Origin of the sequence: Mycobacterium sp. 852002-51613_SCH5001154, from assembly GCF_001667425.1 — a bacterium.
Classification (GTDB): Bacteria; Actinomycetota; Actinomycetes; order Mycobacteriales; family Mycobacteriaceae; genus Mycobacterium.
The window spans coordinates 34480-51686 of the sequence record NZ_LZII01000073.1 but is presented as its reverse complement, the minus strand read 5'-3'; the positions used below and the strand labels follow the sequence as shown (position 1 = coordinate 51686).

General features: G+C 68.5%; 15 protein-coding genes. 7 read left to right on the top strand and 8 right to left on the bottom strand.

Annotated elements, in window-relative coordinates; all coding sequences use genetic code 11:
- Window positions 1-25: 25 nt before the first annotated feature.
- Both A5750_RS19385 and A5750_RS19380 read right to left on the bottom strand, forming a co-directional pair.
- On the bottom strand, window positions 26-832 hold the full coding sequence (locus A5750_RS19385; protein ID WP_067265033.1) for a rhomboid-like protein: 807 nt from the start codon (window positions 830-832) through the stop codon (window positions 26-28).
- 17 nt (window positions 833-849) lie between these two features.
- A complete protein-coding gene (locus A5750_RS19380; protein WP_066953121.1) occupies window positions 850-1740 on the bottom strand; it encodes an adenylate/guanylate cyclase domain-containing protein in 891 nt (296 codons plus the stop codon).
- A 191-nt stretch (window positions 1741-1931) separates the two neighbouring features.
- Here A5750_RS19380 and A5750_RS19375 point away from each other — a divergent pair, with 191 nt between their 5' ends.
- A complete protein-coding gene (locus A5750_RS19375; protein WP_067265030.1) occupies window positions 1932-2975 on the top strand; it encodes an oxygenase MpaB family protein in 1044 nt (347 codons plus the stop codon).
- On the opposite strand, the gene A5750_RS19370 is transcribed toward A5750_RS19375, so the two are convergent.
- The 4 genes from A5750_RS19370 to infC form a co-directional block, all read right to left on the bottom strand.
- Entirely contained in the window at window positions 2962-3753 is a 792-nt protein-coding gene (locus A5750_RS19370; RefSeq protein ID WP_067265066.1) for an RNA methyltransferase, read from the bottom strand. The two genes, A5750_RS19375 and A5750_RS19370, sit on opposite strands and share 14 nt — an antisense overlap.
- 18 nt (window positions 3754-3771) lie before the next feature.
- Window positions 3772-4167, bottom strand: a complete 396-nt coding sequence (gene rplT, locus A5750_RS19365; RefSeq protein ID WP_046184507.1) for a 50S ribosomal protein L20 — start codon at window positions 4165-4167, stop codon at window positions 3772-3774.
- Window positions 4168-4252: 85 nt separating this feature from the next.
- On the bottom strand, window positions 4253-4447 hold the full coding sequence (gene rpmI / locus A5750_RS19360; protein ID WP_066953125.1) for a 50S ribosomal protein L35: 195 nt from the start codon (window positions 4445-4447) through the stop codon (window positions 4253-4255).
- A 40-nt stretch (window positions 4448-4487) separates the two neighbouring features.
- Entirely contained in the window at window positions 4488-5093 is a 606-nt protein-coding gene (gene infC, locus A5750_RS19355; RefSeq protein WP_082959153.1) for a translation initiation factor IF-3, read from the bottom strand.
- Between the two features lie 440 nt (window positions 5094-5533).
- On the opposite strand from infC, the gene lysX reads away from it, so the two are divergent.
- The 5 genes from lysX (at window position 5534) to A5750_RS19330 (ending at window position 12880) form a co-directional block, all read left to right on the top strand.
- A complete protein-coding gene (gene lysX, locus A5750_RS19350) occupies window positions 5534-8869 on the top strand; it encodes a bifunctional lysylphosphatidylglycerol synthetase/lysine--tRNA ligase LysX (RefSeq protein WP_082948162.1) in 3336 nt (1111 codons plus the stop codon).
- Between the two features lie 76 nt (window positions 8870-8945).
- Window positions 8946-10427: an alpha/beta hydrolase family protein gene (locus A5750_RS19345; RefSeq protein ID WP_197505470.1), complete on the top strand. Its 1482-nt coding sequence runs from the start codon at window positions 8946-8948 to the stop codon at window positions 10425-10427.
- Between the two features lie 7 nt (window positions 10428-10434).
- Window positions 10435-10863 (top strand): DUF6653 family protein, encoded by a 429-nt coding sequence (locus tag A5750_RS19340; RefSeq protein ID WP_231989255.1) that lies wholly within the window; start codon window positions 10435-10437, stop codon window positions 10861-10863.
- A gap of 13 nt (window positions 10864-10876) precedes the next feature.
- Window positions 10877-11110, top strand: a complete 234-nt coding sequence (locus A5750_RS19335; RefSeq protein WP_067265026.1) for a hypothetical protein — start codon at window positions 10877-10879, stop codon at window positions 11108-11110.
- 30 nt (window positions 11111-11140) lie between these two features.
- Window positions 11141-12880 carry a serine/threonine-protein kinase PknH/PknJ gene (locus tag A5750_RS19330; protein ID WP_067265024.1) on the top strand — a complete coding sequence of 580 codons (1740 nt, stop codon included), beginning with the start codon at window positions 11141-11143 and terminating at the stop codon, window positions 12878-12880.
- A gap of 7 nt (window positions 12881-12887) precedes the next feature.
- Here A5750_RS19330 and uvrA read toward each other — a convergent pair whose 3' ends face one another.
- Complete coding sequence (uvrA, locus tag A5750_RS19325; protein WP_067265058.1) at window positions 12888-15791, bottom strand: excinuclease ABC subunit UvrA; 2904 nt, start codon at window positions 15789-15791, stop codon at window positions 12888-12890.
- A 111-nt stretch (window positions 15792-15902) separates the two neighbouring features.
- On the opposite strand from uvrA, the gene A5750_RS19320 reads away from it, so the two are divergent.
- Window positions 15903-16589 carry an MBL fold metallo-hydrolase gene (locus tag A5750_RS19320; protein ID WP_067265022.1) on the top strand — a complete coding sequence of 229 codons (687 nt, stop codon included), beginning with the start codon at window positions 15903-15905 and terminating at the stop codon, window positions 16587-16589.
- Window positions 16590-16594: 5 nt separating this feature from the next.
- On the opposite strand, the gene A5750_RS19315 is transcribed toward A5750_RS19320, so the two are convergent.
- Complete coding sequence (locus A5750_RS19315; RefSeq protein WP_066953138.1) at window positions 16595-17038, bottom strand: universal stress protein; 444 nt, start codon at window positions 17036-17038, stop codon at window positions 16595-16597.
- Window positions 17039-17207 lie beyond the last annotated feature (169 nt).

The following is a 17207-nucleotide window of genomic DNA, read 5'->3' as shown; positions in this document are numbered from 1 at the left end:
TTCGGACTAACGGCGGACGGCTGGCCTAGCCGGTTGTGACGGGCTGCGGACCGGCCAGCGCGTGCTCGGCCAGCACCGCGCTGCGCCCGGTGACGAACCGCACGAGCTTTTGCGCGGCCAGCGCGCCCAGCACGCCGAACGCGGGCGCCGCGGCCATCGTTCCCCAGTGGTGGGCCAGCAGCAGAAAGCCGAAGCCCGAAGAAGCGGCCAGCATCATGATGCGCACCGGCGTCCAGTGGATGGGCTGGCGGAGCCGGGCGGAGACCAGCACGCCCAACACCACGGCGACGGTGTGACCGGCATCGGTGAAATCGCCGCCGATGATCGCCGAGGCCATCCCGGCCGCCACCCACCAGCCGACCCAGGCGGCCCGCCAGCGCTGCGGGATCACCGCCGTCATCGCCCCGAGCACCGCCAGGGCGCCGTAGCTCATCCCGACATCGCTGGCCCGGGTGATCGACAGGGGCATCCACTCGAACTCGACCGCGGCGGCCAGGGCGGCGGCCACGAGCAGCGTCGCGCCGATGTGCCCGACGAGGAACGCCACCGCCAGCCGGATGGTGCGCAGGTGCAACTCGCCAAGCGCGAGCAGGCAGGTGAGGAACGGCAACCAGAAGTAGAGCGGACCGGCGTCGACGACCAGGGCGCTGCCCAGCAGCGTGCCCACGTGGCCATGGGCCAGGTTGTGCAGGTTGGTGCTGGCCCGCTCGACCAGCACGTCGTGCGCGTGCGGCCCGAGCGCCAGGATGGCACCGCTGACGGCAAGCAGCACCGCCACGTATCCCACCGTGAACTGGACCCGGGCGAGCCGGGCGAAGATGCCCCCAAACATTGCATCCATTATGTCGGCTAATTTGTTTCGGAAGTGTGATCGGGCGCTGTCAACTCCCTATGAGTCCTCAAACGATATATCGCCAAGTCGGCCGGGACGCCCGGGGTCTTGCCCGCAAACACGGGTTTACGTGCACGTTTGGCGACGACGCCCATCGCGTCCAGTTCGCTCTGGGCGATCAGGTCGAGTGTCGAACCTGACACCATGACCCCGCCCTTGGTGGCCCGTTCCATCACCCGAGCGGCGATGTTGACGTCGACGCCGAGCCAGTCCGCGGCCAACCGCTGGGGCCGACCGGTGTGGATCCCGACCCGCATCCGCGGCGTGTAGCCCGCCACCTCGACCGACTTCAGCGCCCCCTTGGCGGCCAGGACGGCCCGCACCGCGACCGTGGGATCGCCGAAGACGGCCATCAGGCCGTCGCCCATCCGTTTGACGATGTGGCCACCGGCGTCCAGCAGCGGCGGCTCGAGGGCCCGCGCCACCTGTCGCAGCAGGGTGAGCGCCGCTTCGTCACCGGCCTGCAAGGACCACGACGAGAAGCCGACCAGGTCGGTAAACACCAACGTCACCTCGGGATTCGCGGGACGTCGGGCGACCGACTCGGTCAGCGCCTGCCACATCTGCAACAGCCCGAGGCTGACCTCACGCGACACCGCGTCGCGGTCCCCCAGCAGCCGGTCGGCGGCTCGCGCCGCGGCGCGCGGTCCACCCTCGCCGGCCGTGGACAGCGGGTCGCCGAACTCGGGATCGCCGGGTAGCAGACGCCGCGCCCGGCGGATGAACGCCACCGCGCCGGGACTGTGATTCCGGTTGTGCAACCACTGCGAGGCGCCGTGCGCCGAGACCGCGGAAGGCGGTGGCGAATCGGGCTCGCCCGAGTCCGAGTCGCGACGCGCGAGTTCCACCTGGCCAGGTTATTTGGTTCCGGCGGAGCCGGGCAACGAAGGCCCCACGGTTTGTGTCACAGCTCGCAACGTATCGCCTGATCACAGCGATGCCACACCGCTATGGACGCCGCATAACACCCGCCGGCGCGCGCGGCCGAAATCGTAGACAACGCGCGTTGTCAAAGTTATCGTGAGCCGAGGAGGCCGAGATGACTGCCATTCCAACGACATCCGACGATCCGCTCGGACCCGATTCCCTCACCTGGAAGTACTTCGGCGACCTTCGCACGGGAATGATGGGCGTCTGGATCGGCGCGATCCAGAACATGTATCCGGAGCTGGGCGCCGGCGTCGAGGAGCATTCGATCCTGCTGCGCGAGCCCCTGCAGCGCGTGGCCCGCTCGGTGTACCCGATCATGGGCGTCGTCTACGACGGCGACCGGGCTGCCCAGACGGGGCGGCAGATCAAGAGCTACCACCACACCATCAAGGGCGTCGACGCGTCCGGCCGCCGGTATCACGCGCTGAACCCCGAAACCTTCTACTGGGCCCACGCCACCTTCTTCATGCTGGTGATCAAGGTGGCCGAGTACTTCTGCGGGGGCTTGACGGAGGCGGAGAAGCGCCAGCTGTTCGACGAGCACGTGCGGTGGTACCGGATGTACGGGATGAGCATGCGACCGGTGCCCACCTCGTGGGAGGAGTTCCAGGAGTACTGGGATCGGGTCTGCCGCGACGAATTGGAAATCAACCGGGCGACGCTGGACATCTTCCAAATCCGGATCCCCAAGCCGAAATTCGTGCTGATGCCGACACCGATCTGGGACCAGATGTTCAGGCCGCTGGTCGCGGGCCAGCGCTGGATCGCGGCGGGCCTGTTCGAGCCAGCGGTTCGCGAAAAGGCCGGCATGCGCTGGACGCCCGGCGACGAGGTGCTGCTGCGCCTGTTCGGCAAGTTCGTCGAACTGGCCTTCCTGGCGGTTCCCGACGAGATTCGGCTGCACCCCCGGGCGCTGGCCGCGTACCGCCGGGCCGAGGGGCGGCTACCCGGCAACGCGCCGTTGGTGGAGGCTCCGCCGTTCATGGCGCCGCCCCGCGACCGCCGCGGCCTGCCCATGCATTACTTCCCTCCCCGTCCGCGGTCGCCGCTCGACCCCGCGAAGGCCCTCATGGAGCGCGCCGGCTCGCTGGTGCACGGGACGCTGTCGCTGGCGGGTCTGCGGCCCGCCCGGGGTCGCGTCAGGGCCGCTTGAACATGCCCAGCGCCTGCGCGCTCTGGTAGAGGCAGATTGCCGCGGCGGAGGCCACGTTCAGGCTCTCGGCACCGCCGGCCATCGGGATGCGCATGCGGTGATCGGCCGCCGCCGCGATTTCGGTTGGCAGACCCTGCGCTTCGGGGCCGAACAACCACGCGGTCGGCCTGGCGAGCAGCGCCGCGGCATCGTCGAGGCGCGTCTCGCCGTCGACCGTGGTCGCCAGCACCTGCAGCCCCGCGGCGCGCACGGCGCCCAGCGCGGCGGCCACGTCAGGCGCGGCGACCACCGGAATCGAGAAGATGCTGCCGGTCGAGGCGCGTAGACACTTGCCGTTGTACGGGTCGACGCTGTGCCCGCCGAGGATCACACCCTGTGCGCCCATGGCGTCGGCGATGCGAATGACCGTGCCGGCGTTGCCCGGCTCGCTGATCTCGACGGCGACCGCGATCAGCCGCGGCGAACCGGACAGCACGTCCGCCAGGCCGGTCGCCGGCGTTTCGCAGACGGCGACCAGTCCGGCGGGGGTGACGGTGTCGGACAGCGCCTTTGCGGCCCGCTCGCTGACCAGATGGACCGGACAGCGCTGCGCGCCAAGCAAAGCCGCATACCGCTGCGACGCGGCTTCGGTGACGAAGACGTCGCGGACCAGACCGCGGGCGGCCGCCGCCTCCACCAGATTGGGGCCTTCGGCCAGGAATCGCCCCGCCCGCCGCCGGCCGACGTGGCGATGCAGTTTGACCGCCGCGGCGACCCGGGCCGAACGTTCGGTCAGCACCTGCACCCGGAAGCCGGTTTAGGCGGCCTCTCCGGAATCCGAGGGTGCGTTGACGTCCTCGGGCAGTGCGGCCCGGGCGACGTCGACCAGTGCGGTGAACGCCGCGGGATCGGTGATCGCGATGTCGGCGAGGTTCTTGCGGTCCACTTCCACACCGGCGGCCTTCAAACCCTGGATCAGCCGGTTGTAGGTGATGTCGTTGGCGCGCGCCGCCGCGTTGATCCGCGAGATCCACAGTTTCCGGAACTCGCCCTTGCGCGCGCGGCGGTCGCGGTAGGCGTAGTTCAACGAATGCAGCTGCTGCTCTTTGGCTTTGCGGTAGAGCCGCGAGCGCTGGCCGCGATAGCCCTTCGAGGCCTTGAGAATGCTGCGCCTCTTCTTGTGGGCGTTGACCGCCCGCTTCACGCGTGCCATGGGGTTCCTGCTCTCTGAAAAGTAACGTGCAAAGTAAATGGGTCGGGTGCCGGCACCGACGGGCCGGCGCACGGCTTGTTGAAGGTCAGCCGTTCAGCAGCTTGTTGATCCGCTTGGTGTCGTTGGCCGCCACGGTCGTGCGGCCTTCCAGCCGGCGAGTCCGGGTGGACGGCTTGTGCTCCAACAGGTGCCGACGGTTCGCCTTTTCGCGCAGGATCTTGCCGGTTCCGGTGCGCCGGAACCGCTTCGAAGCCCCGCTGTGGGTCTTGGCCTTGGGCATGTTTCCTCTACTTCTCGAATCTCGCTATTTGGGCTGAAGGTCAGTTGGGTGAAGGGGTGTCGGCGCCCGCGTCGGCGTCCGATGCCTCGCCGTCCCCCGGGCCTTCGGGGTGCCGCGCCCTGGCCCGAGTCTTCGCGCCGCGGTGCGGGGCCAGCACCATCGTCATGTTGCGGCCGTCCTGCTTGGCGGACGTCTCGACGAAGCCGTATTCGGCGACGTCCGCGCCCAGCCGCTGCAGCAGGCGGTAACCCAACTCGGGGCGCGACTGCTCACGTCCGCGGAACATGATGGTGACCTTCACCTTCGAACCCGCCTCCAGGAAGCGGATTACGTGACCCTTTTTGGTCTCGTAATCGTGATCGTCGATCTTTGGTCGCAGTTTCTGCTCTTTGACGACGGTCTGCTGCTGGTTGCGGCGGGATTCGCGCGCCTTTTGCGCCGCCTCGTATTTGAACTTGCCGTAGTCCATGATCTTGCAGACCGGGGGTCTGGCGTTCGGGGCGACTTCGACAAGGTCGAGATCGGCGTCCGCGGCGACGCGAAGTGCGTCTTCGATGCGCACTATGCCTACCTGTTCTCCCCCGGGGCCGATCAATCTGACTTCAGGTACGCGGATGCGCTCGTTGACGCGGGTCTCAGTGCTGATGGGGCCTCCCTTGTTGGGCTTATAGATATCCTGCGCTCACGGCCAAGGCCTCGGTCGGGAGTCAGCGGCGGAAACACCACACCACCAGCAGAAAAGCCCTGCAATAGCAGGGCCCAATGCCGACCGATCACGGCTTGCAACTGGTCAAGCCGCCCGCGTTTGCTCGCGGAACAGACATGCGCGATGCCTGTGACCGGACCGCCAAGCCTTGAAGGAAACTTCGTGGCACGCGGTGGGAGTGGGACTCCACTTGCTGTTCCTGGCCTTCGCCGGGATGGTCGCGGACGCTAGTTTAGCAGCCACGGGGCGGCTTTTTGCACTTCGCCCCCGACCCCCGTCCGGCGCGCACGAGCACGCTTGCGCGACCGGACCGATTATTGCCAGCCCCTCTTCGCGCTTCGCCAAGCTTTTCACGGATTGAGGGCATATCCTCGCGGTCTGTGACACTCGCTTCATCTCGCTCGGGGTCCCGTTCGGGGGCTCGCGGCCGGTCGCAATCCCGGTATCGCTGGGTACCGGCGGCGGCCGGGTGGATCGTGGGCGTCATCGCCACCGTGTCCCTGCTGGCCAGCGTGTCCCCGGCGATCCGGTGGATGATCAAGGTCCCGCGCGAGTTCATCAACAACTACCTGTTCAACTTCCCCGACACCAGCATCGCGTGGTCGTTCGTGCTCGCACTGCTGGCCGCGGCCCTGACCGCCCGGAAACGGATCGCCTGGCTGGTGTTGCTCGGCCAGATGATCCTTTCCGCCGGCCTGAACGTCGCCGACATGGCCGCGGGCGACAACACCGCGGCCGAAACCTTCGGGGAGAACCTCGGGTTCGCGGTGCACATCGTGGCGATCGTGCTGCTGGTGCTGGCGTACCGGGAGTTCTGGGCCAAGGTCCGCAAGGGCGCCATGGTCAAGGCGGCCGCGGTGCTGGTCGCGGGGGACGTGGTCGGCATCCTGGTCTCCTGGGGCCTGGTGGAGTTGTGGCCCGGAACGCTGGCGCGCCCGGACCGCCTGCCCTACGTGGCCAACCGGGTGGTCGGATTCGCCCTGGCCGATCCGGACCTGTTCACCGGCAAGCCGCACGTGTTCCTCAACGCGATCTTCGGCCTGTTCGGGGCGCTGGCGCTGATCCTGGCGACCATCGTGCTCTTCCAATCCCAGCGCGCCGAGAACGCGCTCACCGGTGAGGACGAGTCGGCAATCCGCGGGCTCCTCGAGCTCTACGGCAAGCACGACTCGCTCGGATACTTTGCGACCCGCCGCGACAAGTCGGTGGTGTTCGCGCAGAGCGGCCGCGCCGCCATCACCTATCGCGTCGAGGTCGGCGTCTGCCTGGCCAGTGGCGACCCGATCGGCGACCCGCGGGCGTGGCCGCAGGCCATCGACGCGTGGCTGGGCCTGTGCCAGGCGTACGGCTGGGCGCCGGGCGTCATGGGCGCCAGCACGCAGGGGGCGCGCGTCTATCGGGAAGCGGGGCTGAACGCGCTCGAGTTGGGCGACGAGGCGATCTTGCGAACCGCAGATTTCCGGCTGTCCGGTCCGGACATGCGCGGGGTGCGCCAGGCCGTGACCCGGGCGCGCCGGGCAGGGCTGACCCTGCGCATCCGCCGGCACCGCGACATCTCGGCCGAGGAGATGGCCCAGACGATCACCCGCGCCGACGCCTGGCGCGACACCCAGACCGAGCGCGGATTCTCCATGGCGCTGGGCCGGCTGGGCGATCCGGCGGATGGGGACTGCCTGTTGGTCGAAGCGCTGGACCGCGACGGCGCCGTCGTGGCGATGCTGTCGTTGGTCCCCTGGGGAACCACCGGGGTCTCCCTGGACTTGATGCGCCGCTCGCCGCAATCCCCCAACGGCACCATCGAGCTCATGGTCAGCGAGCTCGCGCTGACCGCCGAAACCCTTGGCATCAGCCGCATTTCATTGAACTTCGCGATGTTCCGCTCGGCGTTCGAACAGGGCGCGCAACTCGGCGCAGGCCCGGTCGCCCGGCTGTGGCGGGGGCTGCTCCTGTTCTTCTCGCGATGGTGGCAGCTGGAGACCCTGTACCGGTCGAACATGAAATACCAACCGGAATGGGTTCCGCGCTACGCCTGTTACGAGGACGCGCGCCTGATCCCCCGGGTGGGCGTCGCCTCGGTTATCGCCGAGGGCTTCCTGGTGCTGCCGTTCACCCGGCGCGACAAGGTGCACACCGGCCATCACCCCGCCGTGCCGCCCAGGCTGGCGGAGTCGGGCCTGCTGCACCACGACGGCTCGGCGCCCGACGTCAGCGAGTTACAACAACGGCGCGACGACGCGGAACTCGAGGAGTCGAGGGCCCGCCTGCCCGAGCAGGTGCGGGTCCGCCTGGCCAAACTGAAGATATTGCGGCGCAACGGCATTGACGCCTATCCCGTGGGATCCCCGCCCAGCCACACCATCGCCCGGGCGCTGGACGCCGACGATCAGGAAACGGTCTCCGTGGCGGGCCGGATATTGCGGATACGCGACTACGGCGGGGTGCTGTTCGCCCAGCTGCGGGACTGGTCGGGCGAATTGCAGGTGCTGCTGGACAATTCACGCCTGGAGCAGGGCCGCACCGCGGACTTCACCGCGGCCATCGACCTTGGCGACCTGGTCGAGATGGCCGGGCACATGGGCTTTTCCAAGAACGGAACCCGCTCGTTGATCGTGCGAGACTGGCGGATGATCGGTAAGTGCCTGCGGCCGCTGCCGAACAAGTGGAAGGGGCTGACCGACCCCGAGGCGCGGGTGCGGACCCGCTACGTCGACCTGGCGGTCAATCCCGAGTCGCGCGAGCTGGTCACGGCCCGCAGCAGCGTCCTGCGTTCCGTCCGGGAAACGTTGTTCGCCAAGGGGTTCATCGAGGTCGAGACGCCGATCCTGCAACAGATCCACGGTGGAGCCACCGCCCGGCCGTTCGTCACCCACATCAACACCTACGACATGGACCTGTTCCTGCGGATCGCGCCGGAGCTGTACCTGAAGCGGTTGTGCGTCGGCGGCGTGGAGCGGGTGTTCGAGCTGGGCCGGGCCTTCCGCAACGAGGGGGTCGACTTCAGCCACAACCCGGAGTTCACGTTGCTCGAGGCCTACCAGGCGCACGCCGACTACATGGCGTGGGTCGACGGCAGCCGGGAGCTCATTCAAAACGCCGCGCAGGCCGCCAACGGCGAGCAGACCGTGCTGCGGCCCGGCGCCGAGGGCCGCCTCCAACCGGTCGACATCTCCGGGCCCTGGCCGGTGAAGACCGTGCACGACGCGGTGTCCGAGGCGCTCGGGGAACACATCGATCCCGACACCCCGTTGTCCGTTCTGCGCAAACTGTCCGACGCCGCCCACATTCCGTATCGGGCGCAGTGGGACGCCGGCGCGGTGGTGCTGGAGCTCTACGAGCACCTGGTCGAGGACCGGACCGAGCGGCCGACCTTCTACATCGACTTCCCGACGTCCGTCTCGCCGTTGACCCGGCCGCACCGCAGCCGGCGCGGCGTCGCCGAGCGGTGGGACCTGGTGGCCTGGGGGGTCGAGCTGGGGACCGCGTACAGCGAGCTCACCGACCCGGTGGAGCAGCGCCGTCGCCTGCAGGAGCAGTCGTTGCTGGCCGCCGGCGGCGACCCCGAGGCCATGGAGCTCGACGAGGACTTCCTGCAGGCCATGGAGTACGCGATGCCGCCCACCGGGGGGCTCGGCATGGGCATCGATCGGCTCGTCATGCTCATAACCGGCCGCAGCATCCGCGAAACCCTGCCATTTCCGCTGGCCAAGCCCCATTAGGCGGCCCGCGACGCGCGGGCGGGCCGATGGCGAACATTCGGTGAATATGTTCCAGGCCGGTTAACAATGGATCACAATGAATGCCGTGACCGCGTCGACGATCAATGCCACGACGCAGTTGCTGGCAAGTAGTCACACCTCGCTGATGCACGGCTGGGTGCCCACCACGATCCAGGTGGTCACCGCGGTCGTGCTGACCCTGGCCGTCGGCTGGCGGTCGCGTCGCTGGCGGACCGTGTGGTTGCCGGCGGCTGCGCTGGCCGGCGCTGCCGTGGCCTACCTGACGCACTGGTACATCGTCGACCGCGGCCTGTCCGACGAACCCGCGCCGGCGGCACTGTGGCTCTGGATCACGTTGACCGGTATGGCGGCGGCGGTGCTGGCCCTGGGGTGGCCCGGCGCTGGCCGCTGGCGGCGCGGGGCCGGCCTGCTGGCCGTGCCGTTGTGCGCGCTGTGTGCCGCGCTGGTGCTCAACTTATGGGTCGGCTACTTCCCGACGGTGCAGGCCGCGTGGAACCAGATCACGTCCGGTCCCCTGCCCGACCAGACCGACCCGGCCACCGTCACCGCGATGGCCGCCAAACGGGCGCGGCCACCGCACGGCAGCGTGGTTCCGGTGGTGATCCCGTCTGACACCTCGCATTTCAAGCACCGCGGCGAGCTCGTTTACCTGCCGCCCGAGTGGTTCACCAGCAGCCCGCCGCCGGCGCTGCCGACGGTCATGATGATCGGCGGCCAGTTCAACACCCCGGCCGACTGGACCCGCGCGGGCAACGCGGTCAAGACGATCGACGACTTCGCGGCCGCCCACAACGGCAAGGCCCCGGTGCTGGTCTTCGTCGACTCCGGCGGGGCCTTCAACAACGACACCGAATGCGTCAACGGTGTCCGCGGTAACGCCGCCGACCATTTGACCAAAGACGTTGTACCGTACATGGTTTCCAAGTTCGGCGTCAGTGGCGACCGGTCGCACTGGGGCGTCGCGGGCTGGTCGATGGGCGGCACCTGCGCGGTCGACCTGACCGTCATGCACCCCGACATGTTCAGCGCGTTCGTCGACGTCGCCGGCGACTTCTTCCCCAACGCCGGAAACAAGACCCAAACCATCGCGCGGCTCTTCGGCGGAAACGCCGACGCGTGGGCGGCATTCGACCCGACCACGGTGATCAGCCGGCACGGGCCCTATAGCGACGTCGCCGGCTGGTTCGCCATCTCCTCCGACGGCCCGCCCGCACCGCGCCACGACCCGATGATGACCGACAGCGGCGCGATCCGTCTCGCCGGCCGGGAAGCGGCCGCCGACCCCGGCAACCAGACGGCGGCCGCCTACTCGCTGTGCGCGCTCGGGCGCGCCAACGGGATCGACTGCGCGGTGCTGGCGCAGCCGGGTAAGCACGATTGGCCGTTCGCCGACCGGGTCTTCGCCGCCGCGCTGCCGTGGCTGGCCGGCCGGCTGGGCACGCCGGGAATCCCGCGGACCGCGTTGCCCGGCGCTGCCCCGCCCGCACCCACCGCCCCGGTCATCGTCCCGGCCGACCATTCGCCCGCCAGGCGGTAGCCCGCCGGTGTTTTCCGTTGCGCGGGTCCGGCGCGCGATCTTTGCGCGGCACTGCAATCCGTGGAGCGCCTGGACCCGCTGGGCGAGCACCCCGCTGATCCTGGTGCCACCGTGGACGCGGCGCTGGAGCCATGCGGCGTGGATCGGGCTGTGGCTGGCCGTCAACCCGTTCGTTTTCGGCAGGCCGGCGCACGAGCGGGCGTGGTCGACGCGGGCGATGCTGGGCGAGGAGTTGTGGATCGGCCGGCGCCCCCGGGACGCCGCCATGGTGGTCAGCGCCCCGACATCGGTGGCCGCGCTGGCTGCCGTCGTCGCCGCGCGCCGCCGTCGCCTGCTGCCCGCGGCGGCGGCTATCGCCGTTCAGATGGCGTTGACGCTGGTGTACTGGGAGCAGATGGTGCGTTATCTGGAGCGCGAGGGGCGGGCGGGCCTTTAGTAGCGTGGCCTCCATGCCCGACGAACCAACCCCACCCGATCCCGGGTACGACAACGCCGGTGTGCCGACCTTCGAATCCGTCCGCGAGAAGATCGAAAACCGCTACGCGACATCCTTGGGCGACGCGGAGCTGGACGCCGAATCGCCCGAAGGCCGCTCTGTCGCCGAGCAATACGACGAGCGCGAGCGCGCCGCGGCCGAACGATTGGCCGAGATCCGCGAGTCGATGCGCACGGATGAGGACTAGGGCGGCTGGCTTAGCGTCGGGGGGACGTCGATGAGTGAAACGCAGCCCGGTTCGCGGACCGGGAGCCGATTTGGGCCGTACCAACTGCGCCGCCTGCTGGGCCGCGGCGGGATGGGCGAGGTCTACGAGGCCTACGACACCGTCAAGGACCGCGTGGTGGCGCTCAAGCTGATGTCCGAGCAAGTGAGTTCGGATGACTCATTTCGGCGGCGCATGCAACGCGAGGCCCGGACCGCGGGCCGGCTACAGGAACCGCACATCGTGCCGATTCACGATTTCGGCGAGATAGACGGTCAAGTGTTCATCGACATGCGCCTCATCGAGGGGCGCGACGTGCGGACGGTGCTGAGCCGCAGCGGGCCGCTCCCGCCACCGCGCGCGGTCGCGATTGTCGAACAAGTCGCCGCCGCCCTCGATGCCGCGCACCGCGCCGGGGTCATTCATCGCGACATCAAACCCGAGAACATCCTGCTCGCCGAGGGCGACTTCGCCTACCTGGTCGACTTCGGCATCGCCGCCGCGGCCACCGACGAGCGGGTGACCAAAACCGGCGCCGCCATAGGCAGCTGGAGCTACATGGCGCCCGAGCGATTCGGCAACGATGATCCCAACTACCGCGTCGACATCTACTCCCTGGCCTGCCTGCTTTTCGAATGCCTCACGGGCACAAGACCTTTCCAGACGACCAGCCTCAGCAGCCTGATGGCCGCACACCTAGTGGAGCCGGTCCCGCGCCCGAGCCAGCGCAATGCCGCCGTCCCGGCGGCGTTCGACGAGGTCATCGCCCGCGGGATGGCCAAGGATCCGAACGACCGCTACACGACCGCAGGCGATCTCGCGAAAGCGGCCCTGCACGCGCTGAGCGCCCCGGACCAACGCGAGGCGACCGAGCTGATCCAGCACAGCCAACATTTCGCGCCGCCGCCGAACGCGCAGCAGTTTCGGGCCCAGCCCGCACCGCCGCATCCGGCGTGGTTCGCGACTCCACCCGTCGCGCCATGGGCGCCGCCCGCACCACCGCGGCGCCGGCTGGGGCTGGTCATCGGTGCCCTCGCGCTCGTCGTCGCGGTGATCGCGGGCACCGGGGTGTGGTTGGCGGTCGGAAAGTCCGGTGATCCCCCGCCCGACGCCTCCCCAACGACGACCACCGCCGCTCCCCCCACCACGAGCGCAGCGACCAGCGGCGCCGCCCCGACAGTGGCTCCCGCACAACTGGATTCGCTCCTGCTTCCGGTCGACCAGATCAACGTCCTGGTCGGCACCACCGGGATCATCCTCGACCACAACGTCACCGAGATGACGGACCCGGGCCCCGGCAACACGCTGTCGGACGACAAGTGCCTCGGGGCGCTCATCGGTTTCCAAACCCGGACGTACAAGAGCAGCGGCTACACCGCGATGCTCGCCCAGCTGCTGAAGAAGCCGAACAGCAACCCCGCCTACGTCGTCGCGCAGGGGGCGGTGATCTTCGCGTCCGCCGACCAGGCCCGGGGATTCGTGACCGACCAGTGGACCCAATGGCGGGACTGTGGGGGGAAGACCGTGACCCAGCCCAGCGACAAAGCCCCGTTCGAATGGACCTTCGGGCAGATCAGCGGCAACCCGCCCAACATCGCCATTCAGCGCACACTGGCCAACACCGCGGTGGTGTGCCAGCACGTCATGGAGGCGGTGTCCAACGTGGTCCTTGACGTCAACGTCTGCGCACCGGGAACCATCAACCAGGCCAGGTTGATCGCCAACCAGATGGCGACCAAGATCCCCGGCTGACGGCGGATCAGGCGGTGGCTTTGCGCCGCCGCTTCAACCGCCGCGGCGGGGCGGCGCGGCCGATGACCTCGGCCAGGAACTTCCCGGTGTAGCTTTCCGGCACCGCGGCGATATCCTCCGGAGTGCCTTCGGCGACAACGGTTCCGCCCTCGGCACCACCCTCTGGCCCCATGTCGACGATCCAGTCCGACGTCTTGATCACGTCCAGGTTGTGCTCGATGACGATGACCGTGTTGCCCTTGTCCACCAGCCCGTTGATGACGGTGAGCAGCTTGCGGATGTCGTCGAAATGCAGTCCGGTGGTGGGCTCGTCGAGGATGTAGACCGTCCGCCCCGTCGAGCGCTTCTGCAGTTCGGCGGCCAGTTTGACGCGCTGCGCCTCGCCACCGGACAACGTCGGGGCGGGCTGGCCCAGCCGGACGTAGCCCAGGCCGACGTCGACGAGCGTGCGCAGGTAGCGGTGGATGCCGGTGATCGGCTCGAAGAACTCCGCCGCCTCCTCGATCGACATGTCCAGCACCTCGGAGATGGTCTTGCCCTTGTAGTGCACTTCCAGGGTTTCGCGGTTGTAGCGCGCACCGTGGCAGACCTCGCAGGGGACGTACACGTCGGGCAGGAAGTTCATCTCGATCTTGATGGTGCCGTCGCCGGTGCACGCCTCGCAGCGGCCGCCCTTGACGTTGAACGAGAACCGGCCCGGTTGGTAGCCACGGACTTTGGCCTCCGTGGTGGCCGCGAACAGGGTCCGGATCTTGTCGAACACGCCGGTGTAGGTGGCCGGGTTGGACCGCGGCGTGCGACCGATCGGGGACTGGTCGACCCGCACCAGCTTGTCCAGGTGGTCCAGGCCCGTCACCCGGGTGTGCCGCCCCGGTACCAGCCGGGCACCGTTGAGCCGGTTGGCCAGCACCGTGGCGAGGATGTCGTTGACCAGCGTCGACTTGCCCGAGCCGGACACGCCGGTGACCGAGGTGAGCACGCCGAGTGGGAACGAGACGTCGATGCCGCGCAGGTTGTGCTCGCGCGCGCCGACGACGGTGAGCTGACGCTTGCGGTCGACCGGACGCCGGATCGCCGGCATCTCGATGGCCTCCTTGCCCGACAGGAAGGCACCGGTGATCGACTCCTCGTTGGCCAGCAGCTCGGCGTACGTCCCGCTGTGCACGATCTCGCCGCCGTGCTCACCGGCCCGCGGACCGATGTCGACGATCCAGTCGGCGTGCGCGATGGTGTCCTCGTCGTGCTCGACGACGATCAGGGTGTTGCCCAAATCCCTGAGCCGCGTGAGGGTTTCGATAAGGCGACGGTTGTCACGCTGGTGCAGCCCGATCGACGGCTCGTCGAGCACATAGAGCACGCCCACCAGGCCGGACCCGATCTGGGTGGCCAACCGGATGCGTTGCGCCTCACCGCCGGACAGCGTGGCCGCCGCGCGCGACAACGACAGGTAGTCCAGCCCCACGTCGAGCAGGAAGCCGAGCCGCGACTGGATTTCCTTGAGCACCTGCCCGGCGATCGCCTGCTCCCGGTGCCCCAGGGTGAGCGCGTTGAGGAAGTCCGAGCAGTCCGAGATCGACACCTCGGAGACCTCGGCGATGGACTTGGCTCCCCGGTCCCCCGCGCGCAGCGTCACCGCCAGGATCTCCGGCTTGAGCCGGGTGCCCTCGCACTCCGGGCAGGGCACGTCACGCATGAAACCCTCGTAGCGTTCCTTCATCTGCTCGGATTCGGTCTGGGCCATCTTGCGCTGCAGGAATGCCAGCACGCCCTCGAAATCGGCGTAGTACGAACGGGTTCGGCCGTATCGGTTGCGGTAGCGCACATGCACCTGATGGTCGGACCCCTCGAGGATCGCCCTGCGCGCCTTGGCCGGCAGCTTGCGCCACGGCGTGTCGACGTCGAAGCCCATCTCGTCGCCGAGCCCGGCCATCATCCGGGTGAAGTACTCCGCGGTGTGGCCCGTCGACCACGGGGCGACCGCACCTTCGGCCAGCGTGCGTTCGGGATCGGGCACCACCAGGTCGGGGTCGACCTCCTTGCGGATCCCCAGGCCGGTGCACTCGGGGCAGGCGCCGTAGGGCGAGTTGAACGAGAACGATCGCGGCTCGAGGTCGTCGACCGCCAGCGCGTGCCCGTTGGGACACGCCAGCTTCTCGGAGAAGCGCTGCTCGCGGTTGTGGGCGTCGTGCTCGTGGTCGACGAACTCCAGCACCACGATTCCGTCGGCCAGGTTCAGCGCGGTCTCCACGGAATCGGTGAGCCGCTGCTTGGCGCTGGCCTTGACGGTGAGGCGGTCCACCACCACCTCGATGTCGTGCTTCTCCTGCTTCTTCAGCTTGGGCGGATCGGTCAGCGAGTGCACCACGCCGTCCACCCGAACCCGGCTGTAGCCCTGCGCGTTGAGCTTCTCGAACAGGTCGGCGAACTCGCCCTTGCGGGTGCGCACCACCGGGGCGAGCACCAGGAAGCGGGTACCTTCCGGCATCACCAGCACCTGGTCGACGATTTGCTGGGGCGTCTGGCGGGCGATCCGCTCGCCGCAGACCGGGCAGTGCGGCGTGCCGGCGCGCGCGTAGAGCAGCCGCAGGTAGTCGTACACCTCGGTGATCGTCCCGACCGTCGACCGCGGGTTGCGGTTGGTCGACTTCTGGTCGATGGACACCGCCGGGGACAGGCCCTCGATGAAGTCGACGTCCGGCTTGTCCATCTGGCCCAGGAACTGGCGCGCATAGGCGGACAGCGACTCGACGTATCGGCGCTGGCCCTCGGCGAAAATCGTGTCGAACGCGAGCGACGATTTGCCCGACCCCGACAGCCCGGTGAAGACGATCAGCGCGTCGCGCGGTAGGTCGAGGTCGACGCCCCGCAGGTTGTGTTCGCGGGCGCCCTTGACGATCAGGCGGTCAGCCACGCTGCCCTCTTTCAGTGGATCTTTTACGTACTGCAGCCGGTAATGCGCACGGCGCATTCCATGCTATGTGCCCGTACCGACAACAAACGTTTGACCAGTAACGTGGCCGCTATGACTGCCCCCGACAAGGTAAGCGACAACTACACCGGACACGTCGACCCTGGCACTGCGGCCCGCCGGACCCTACCCGGCGCCACGATCCTAAAGGCGTCGGTGGGCCCTATGGACAACAATGCGTATCTGGTGACATGTTCCGCGACCGGGGAGACGTTGTTGATCGACGCCGCCAACGACGCGGACGTCCTGATCGGGCTGATCCGGCAGAACGCACCCAAGGTGTCGCTGATCGTGACCAGCCATCAGCACTTCGACCACTGGCAGGCGCTGGAGGCCGTGGCCGCGGCCACCGGGGCGCCGACCGCCGCCAACCAGATCGACGCCGAGGCACTGCCGGTCAAACCAGACCGTTTGCTGGCGGGCGGCGACACGGTGCAGATCGGCGAGCTGCGATTCAAGGTCATCCACCTGCGCGGGCACACGCCCGGCTCGATCGCGCTCGCCCTCGACGGGCCCGCCACGGGCGGGGTCACTCAGCTGTTCACCGGCGACTGCCTGTTCCCGGGCGGCGTCGGCAAGACATGGCAGCCGGGCGATTTCGCGCAGCTCCTGGACGACGTCACCACCCGGGTGTTCGACGTGTACGACGACGCCACCGTCATCTATCCCGGTCACGGCGACGACACGGTGCTCGGCGCCGAACGCCCTCACCTCGGCGAATGGCGCGAACGAGGCTGGTAGGCGAGCTACGAAGTGGTGTGGACGATCAGCACGTCCACCTTGGCGCGCCGCGACACGTTGGCGGGCACCGATCCGAGCAACCGGCCCGCGATGGTGCTCAGTCCGACGTTTCCGACGACCAGCAGGTCGGCCTTCTCGTCCTCGGCCAGCTTGACCAGCGCGTCGACCGGGGCGCCTTCGATCGGGCGCTCTTCGACGTTCTTGGCCCCGGCCTTGTGCGCCCGCTCCTTGGCGTCCTGCAGGATCGCATAGATCGGCGCGGTGCCGGACACCTTGTAGCTCTCGTTGCGCAGCGCGTCGGCGGCCCGGCTGTCCTCATGCTGGGGCAGGTATGCCGAAGCGACAATCAGCCTGGCGTCCGGCCCGGCGATCTGCGCCGCCTTGTCCACCGCACGCATTGACGAGTCCGAGCCATCGGTTCCCACCACCACAGTCTGATAGGCGCCCATTAACCCTCCCAGTTTCGGTTGGTCAGCCAACCCAAGACACTATCGCGTTTGCCCGGCGTAAAGGGAACTGATTAGCGACACCGCGTGGCGCGGCGTGTCGACAATTTGCGGGGCCGCGCCGCGCCAGCGGACAATATCGCCGATGGCGAAACAATCAAATGCTCAGGTC

Coding starts and splice junctions, on each gene's coding strand:
- A5750_RS19320 (WP_067265022.1), top strand. CDS start 15,903: ATGACTGCCCCCGACAAGGTAAGCGACAACTACACCGGACACGTCGAC.
- A5750_RS19345 (WP_197505470.1), top strand. CDS start 8,946: ATGAATGCCGTGACCGCGTCGACGATCAATGCCACGACGCAGTTGCTG.
- A5750_RS19385 (WP_067265033.1), bottom strand. CDS start 832: ATGTTTGGGGGCATCTTCGCCCGGCTCGCCCGGGTCCAGTTCACGGTG.
- A5750_RS19315 (WP_066953138.1), bottom strand. CDS start 17,038: ATGGGCGCCTATCAGACTGTGGTGGTGGGAACCGATGGCTCGGACTCG.
- rplT (WP_046184507.1), bottom strand. CDS start 4,167: ATGGCACGCGTGAAGCGGGCGGTCAACGCCCACAAGAAGAGGCGCAGC.
- A5750_RS19330 (WP_067265024.1), top strand. CDS start 11,141: ATGAGTGAAACGCAGCCCGGTTCGCGGACCGGGAGCCGATTTGGGCCG.
- rpmI (WP_066953125.1), bottom strand. CDS start 4,447: ATGCCCAAGGCCAAGACCCACAGCGGGGCTTCGAAGCGGTTCCGGCGC.
- A5750_RS19375 (WP_067265030.1), top strand. CDS start 1,932: ATGACTGCCATTCCAACGACATCCGACGATCCGCTCGGACCCGATTCC.
- A5750_RS19335 (WP_067265026.1), top strand. CDS start 10,877: ATGCCCGACGAACCAACCCCACCCGATCCCGGGTACGACAACGCCGGT.